Origin of the sequence: Rathayibacter rubneri, assembly GCF_023743255.1 — a bacterium.
Taxonomy (GTDB): Bacteria; Actinomycetota; Actinomycetes; order Actinomycetales; family Microbacteriaceae; genus Rathayibacter; species Rathayibacter rubneri.
Genome location: NZ_JAMRYM010000150.1, coordinates 1 through 5475 on the forward strand (window position 1 = coordinate 1; position 5475 = coordinate 5475).

The window sequence follows — 5475 nt, forward strand, 5'->3', positions numbered from 1 at the left end:
CGCGCTCGGCCATCAGCGCGTAGATCGTCACGAGGTCGGTGCCGGGCACCTTGGCGAGCGGGTTCCAGACGAGCAGGTCGATCGCGCCGAGCACGACGACGGCGAGCAGGAGCGCCGCTCCCCCGAGGGCGACCGGGACCCGCTGCCGCCGCGTCGCGACGCGGCGGCAGCGGGTCCCGGTCGCCCTCGGGGGAGCGGCGCTCCTGCTCGCCGTCGTCGTGCTCGGCGCGATCGACCTGCTCGTCTGGAACCCGCTCGCCAAGGTGCCCGGCACCGACCTCGTGACGATCTACGCGCTGATGGCCGAGCGCGACGGCTTCTCCCTCCAGCCCACGCTCGTGATGACCGCGATCTGGGCGGCCTTCTGGGCCGTGCCCGCCCTGCTCGTGGCGGCGCTCGCCGTGCACCGCGCGGGCGGCGCACTCACTCCGCGACGCCTCGCGATCGTGCTGCTCTCGCTGATCGGTGGCGCGATCTTCTTCCGCTTCTTCACCGGCTTCGGCATCGGCATGTCGATCGCCGACACGTTCGGGATCTCGGGCGGCGACGGCTCGGTGATCTCGGCCCTGCTGCCGTACGTCGGCCAGCTGTCGCTCGCGGGCGCCGCGATCCTGCTGGGCTGGGCCCCGCGGGTCGTCGTGCGGCCGGCCGAGAGCACCGTGGCCGCGTAGCCGCAGGAGAACGTCGGCTGCGAGCGGGATCCCTCGGCGGTCAGCGGTCGGACCCCTGCTCGGCCGGGGTGCACGCAGAAGCGGGGCCGACTCGCGTCGACCCCGCTCCCGTACTGCTGCGCGCGCGGTACTTCTGCGCGCGCCGTCCTACTGCTCGCTCGGGCGGCGGCGCCTCGTCAGGGCGAGGGCCGCTCCTCCTCCCGCCACGAGGGCGAAGGCGAGGGCGGCGAGACCGGTCGTCCCCTCCGCTCCGGTGTGCGCGAGGGCCGCAGCGGGCTTCGCGGTGCCGGGCTTCGGAGTGGAGGACGGCACGGGCGCGACGGGAGCCGCGCTCGCGGTCGGAGCCGTCGTGGGCTCCGCTGTCGGCTCGGCGGTCGGTGCGACTGTCGGTGCGACGGTCGGCTCCGGGGTCGCGGTCGGTTCCGGAGTCGGCTCCGTCGCCACCAGCTCCGGCGTCGACGCCGGTGCCACGCGGTGCATCGTCGCCTGCTCGTAGTCGTACGACATCGCCAGCAGCTCGGCGTCCTGGCTGCGCGGAGCGGCCAGTTCGAGGCCCGCGGCCGCACCGGTCGAGGTGAAGCCGGCCGGCAGCGAGACGGTCGGCACCCCGGTGTTGGCGCCGACGTCGCAGAACGTCGTGCCCGCCCACTCGGGTGTCGCCGAGGTGGCGCTGGTCGGCATCGCCAGGGCGTCGAGGTCGTTGTCGAGGAAGAACCGGTCCATCGCCGCCTTGCCCGCGTCCTGTGCGGCGATCGCCGCGTCGTAGGCGGGATTCGGGAGATCCGCGTTGCTCTCGAAGAACGCCACGTCGTCAGGCAGCAGGGAGGTCTTCCCGTCCGCGATGACGTCCGAGAAGGTCAGCGCCTCCGCCGGCTCGGTGAGCGCGGCGAGGCCCTCGGGCCAGGTCGCCTCGGTGGTGGCGAAGAACGAGTCGATGCTCGGCCGCATGTCGAGGTAGCCGCCGCTCACGAGCGTGCCCGAGACGAACTCGCGGGTGAACGTCGGGACCTCGACGATCTCGGCGCCCTGCGCACGCAGGTCGAGGACGGCCTGGTCGATCAGCGCGGTGGTCTCGGCGAGACCGGGGCGGGCCGGATCCTCCTCGTAGTCCCAGCGCACGTAGCCGATGCGCTTGCCCTCGAGGGCGGTGTCGCTGAGTCCCTCGACGTAGGCCGAGCTGTCCTGCTCGTCGGCGATGACGGTGAGCGGGTCGGTCGGATCGAACCCGGCCAGCACCTCCATCAGCAGCGCCGCATCGGTCACCGTCGTCGTCATCGGCCCCGAGACGTCCTGGCGGGGCGACAGCGGGACGATGCCCGTGACGCTGGTCAGACCCATCGTGGGGCGGTAGCCGACGAGGCTCTGGTGCGCGCTCGGGCCCACGATCGAGCCGCAGGTGTCGGTGCCGAGGCCTGCGGGGGCGTAGCCGGCCGCGACGGCCGCGCCCGTTCCTCCGCTCGAGCCGCTGGCGCTGTTGGCCTGGTTGTAGGGGTTGTTCGTGCGGCCGCGCTCGGAGCTGAGCGTGTAGGTGCCGTGCCACGCGAACTCGGCCATGTTCGTCTTCGCCAGGATGATCGCGCCCGCGTCGCGCAAGCGCTGCACCGCGGTGGAGTCGAGCTTCGTCTGGTAGGTGTGCAGCGAGGCGCTGCCGGCCGTCGTCGGCATGTCGAACGTGGCGTAGTTGTCCTTCACCAGGATCGGGATGCCGTGCAGCGGTCCGCGGACCTCGCCCGCCGCGCGCTCGGCATCGAGGGCGGCGGCCGTGTCGAGGGCGTCGGGGTTGGCGAGGATCACGGCGGCGAGGCCGGGCTGGTCGCCGTAGGGGTCGTCGTAGGCGGCGATGCGGTCGAGGTACTGCTGAGTCAGGGCGACCGACGTCGTCGCTCCGGACTCGAGGAGGGCGAGGGCGTCGGTGATGCTGAGGTCGACGACGACGGCGGGCGCGGTGGCGGGGGCCGTCGCGCCGACGGCGGCGGGGGCGGTGATCGCCGCGCCGAGCGCGAGGCCCGAGCAGAGTGCGGCGGCGGCGGAGAGTCGGGCGACCCTCCGGAAGGAGGAGTGAGACAAGCGGAGACCTTCGGATCGAGTGGGAAGAGGCTTGGAACCTCCCCAGTCTTCGGGCCGCGTGTTGCGGATCCGTTTCCGACCGGTTTCGATCTCGGCCCATCAGGCCCGTCGCTGCGTTCAACCGCGGTCGAGAAGCGCTGCGAGCACTCCGCTCGTCACGAGGGCCCAGCCCACGAGCAGGGCGGCGCCGACCGCCCCGAGCAGGATCGCGACCGCGCGCCGCTCGCTCCGGGTCACCGCGCGGCCTCGGGAACGGAGAGTTCCTCCGGGACGAACGTCAGGATGTCGCCCGGCTGGCAGCCCAGCACCGAGCAGATCGCCTCGAGCGTCGAGAAGCGGATCGCCTTCGCCCGCCCGTTCTTCAGGATCGACACGTTCGCGGTCGTGATGCCGATGGCCGACGCCAGGTCGGTGACCGACATCTTCCGCTTCGCGAGCTCGACGTCCAGGTGCAGCACGATCGCCATCAGACCACCTCCGCCAGCTCGCTGCGCTGCTCGACGGCGAGGTGCAGGAGCCGCCGCATCACCATGACGAGCAGGGCGAGCGTCGCGCTCGACACGGCGACGAGTCCGAAGGCGAGCGCCGGGATCGGAGCCGGCACCACCGCGAGCACCGCGACCGCTCCTCCGAGGGCCAGCACCGCTCCGAAGAGGAACGCGCCGATCGCGAGGTCGACCCAGAGATCGGAGCGGTGGTCGCCCGAGAAGAGCGCGTCGTCGCGCACCAGCGACACCAGCCGCCAGACCGACACCAGGACCACCTCGATGCAGAGCACGCCGGCGACGATCACGGCGACCAGCACGCCGTCGGTCGGCCCACCGTCGAGCGCGTTCAGGGCGAAGGGGCCGACCGCCGCCTGCACGAGGACGCAGCCGAGCAGCAGCACGGCGAGCATGCCGCGGAGCGCGACGAGGAGAGGGCGGGGCATCAGGTCCTCCAGAGGGGGTGGCGTATCGTTGCTCGTGCGGTTCGTATCGAAAATCGATACTGTCACCACCCGTCGCCCTTCGACAAGACTCCCTTCCGAGAGTCGGATGCCCGGGTCGGCCGGGATGCGTCCTCACAAGTCAGGCTGAGCGGGCCGATTCGCGGCCTTTTCACCGCGTTCGGCCGTCCCGGCCTCAGTTGTGCGGTTCGGACCCGGGCCTCTGCAACCGCAGACCCCTCAGACCCCGGCGCCCTCGAACGCGTCGCGGTACAGCTCGGTCAGCTCGGGCGAGCTCGGACCGGTGAGTCCGCAGCCCAGGAGCGACTCGGCGTCGGCCGCGACCAGGTAGTCGATCCCCGTCTCCCACGCTGAAGGAGCGCCGCGCGGCGTGCTGACGGTGACGCTGTCGCCGATGTCGCCCCGGTACCGCTCGATCACGCGCAGCGTCACCGTTCCCTCGTCGATCGAGCGGACCTCCGCGCGGAACGCGACCTGCGCCTCGCCGAGCGCGGCGGCCGGATCCGTCGGGCAGCCGTTGCTCGTGCTCGCCAGGCGCGCCGAGGACGTCGCGAGGGCGAACGCGAGGGGCAGGAGGAGGGACGCGATCGCCGCGACGGCGAGCGCGCCGACCCCCGCGATGAGCCAGGGCGAGCGTCGTCGGGGCGCCGCGTCGTCGCGGTCGGCGCCCGAGAGGACCGTCGAGAGATCGGCTCCCGAGAGCGGGGGGAGGGCCGCGGCCGGATCGATCGAGCGCAGCAGTCCGCGCAGCTCGGCGCCGACCTCCGGTGCGCCGGGCTGCCGCAGGGCGTCCGCCATCCGCGCACGACCCCTCGCCAGCTGGATCGACGCCTCCTCCTCGGGCATGCCGAGCACGATGCCGATCGCGTGCGGGTCCAGCCCGTCCCAGGCCCAGAGCCGCAGGGGCTCCGCGTCCGACTCCGCGACGCGCGAGAGGACCAGGCGCACGCGCTCGTGGACCACGCGCGACTCCTCGTCGGACTGCAGCTGCGGCGGCTCGACCAGGGCGAGGCGCTGGGCCAGGAGGGACTGCCGGCGCTGGGCCCGCAGGGAGCTGCGCAGGAGCGCGCGGGCGACGGCGAGCGACTTCGCCACGGGGTCGGGCGGGCCGATCCGCCGCTCGCGGAGCACTCCGAGCGTCAGCCCGAGGACGGCGTCGGCCGTGGCGGCGTCGGCGCGTCGCCACAGGTAGCGGCGGACCGGGTCGGCGACCGCGGCGGCGACCGCGTCGAAGCGTTCGGCGTCGGCGAGAGGATCGTGCATGTCCTCATGGTCCCCCGCCGGAGCGTCTCGCGCACGTCGAGGCCCGGTCCGGGCGCCGCTACCGCGTCGTCCGGGCGCCGCTACCGCGTCATCGAGGCGATCGTCCCGATGAGGGCGACGACCTGGATCGCCGTTAGCAGCCAGCCCACGATCACCGCGTAGACGGCGAACCCCCAGCCCGCGCGACCGGAGCGGCGGATCCGCGACCGCGCGAGCACGCCGCAGACGACCGCGGCCGGACCCACGAGGAACGCGAGGACGAATCCGGCGATCGCCAGCGGCTCCACGACGGGATCCGTGACCAGTCCGGCCTCCCTGCGCGCACGCCCCTGCGCGAACGACACGGGAACGGCGATCGCGAGCACGAGCACGGGCGAGAGCACGAGGAGGACGATCGCGAGATGCCAGCCGACGAGTCCTGAGAACATCCCGCGAGCCTACGGAGCCCGGACGCGACGGGCGTCACCCGCGCGGGGGAGTTCTCCGCCACTCCCGCGGCGGCCGTCGATCGCTAGCCTGTACCCC

At 73.2% G+C, this 5475-nt stretch carries 6 protein-coding genes and 1 pseudogene; 1 reads left to right on the top strand and 6 read right to left on the bottom strand.

From position 1 onward, the window contains the following. Positions 1-274 (bottom strand): annotated as a pseudogene (locus NB037_RS18430) (hypothetical protein); the annotation flags it as partial. Between NB037_RS18430 and NB037_RS18435 the strand changes: the two are divergent. Next, on the top strand, positions 264-671 hold the full coding sequence (locus tag NB037_RS18435) for a hypothetical protein (protein ID WP_251948378.1): 408 nt from the start codon (positions 264-266) through the stop codon (positions 669-671). The pseudogene NB037_RS18430 and the gene NB037_RS18435 overlap by 11 nt on opposite strands. Before the next feature lie 147 nt (positions 672-818). Here NB037_RS18435 and NB037_RS18440 read toward each other — a convergent pair whose 3' ends face one another. The 5 genes from NB037_RS18440 to NB037_RS18460 form a co-directional block, all read right to left on the bottom strand. Then, positions 819-2738, bottom strand: coding sequence for an amidase family protein (locus NB037_RS18440; RefSeq protein WP_251948380.1), 1920 nt, complete (start codon positions 2736-2738; stop codon positions 819-821). A 233-nt stretch (positions 2739-2971) separates the two neighbouring features. Continuing rightward, positions 2972-3205: a helix-turn-helix domain-containing protein gene (locus NB037_RS18445; protein ID WP_251948382.1), complete on the bottom strand. Its 234-nt coding sequence runs from the start codon at positions 3203-3205 to the stop codon at positions 2972-2974. Then, complete coding sequence (locus NB037_RS18450) at positions 3205-3669, bottom strand: DUF2975 domain-containing protein (RefSeq protein WP_251948384.1); 465 nt, start codon at positions 3667-3669, stop codon at positions 3205-3207. Before NB037_RS18450 ends, NB037_RS18445 begins: the two co-directional genes overlap by 1 nt. 237 nt (positions 3670-3906) lie before the next feature. Then, positions 3907-4950 (bottom strand): RNA polymerase sigma factor, encoded by a 1044-nt coding sequence (locus NB037_RS18455; RefSeq protein WP_251948386.1) that lies wholly within the window; start codon positions 4948-4950, stop codon positions 3907-3909. Between the two features lie 80 nt (positions 4951-5030). Beyond that, positions 5031-5378 (bottom strand): DUF4190 domain-containing protein, encoded by a 348-nt coding sequence (locus NB037_RS18460; protein WP_251948388.1) that lies wholly within the window; start codon positions 5376-5378, stop codon positions 5031-5033. Positions 5379-5475: the final 97 nt, after the last annotated feature.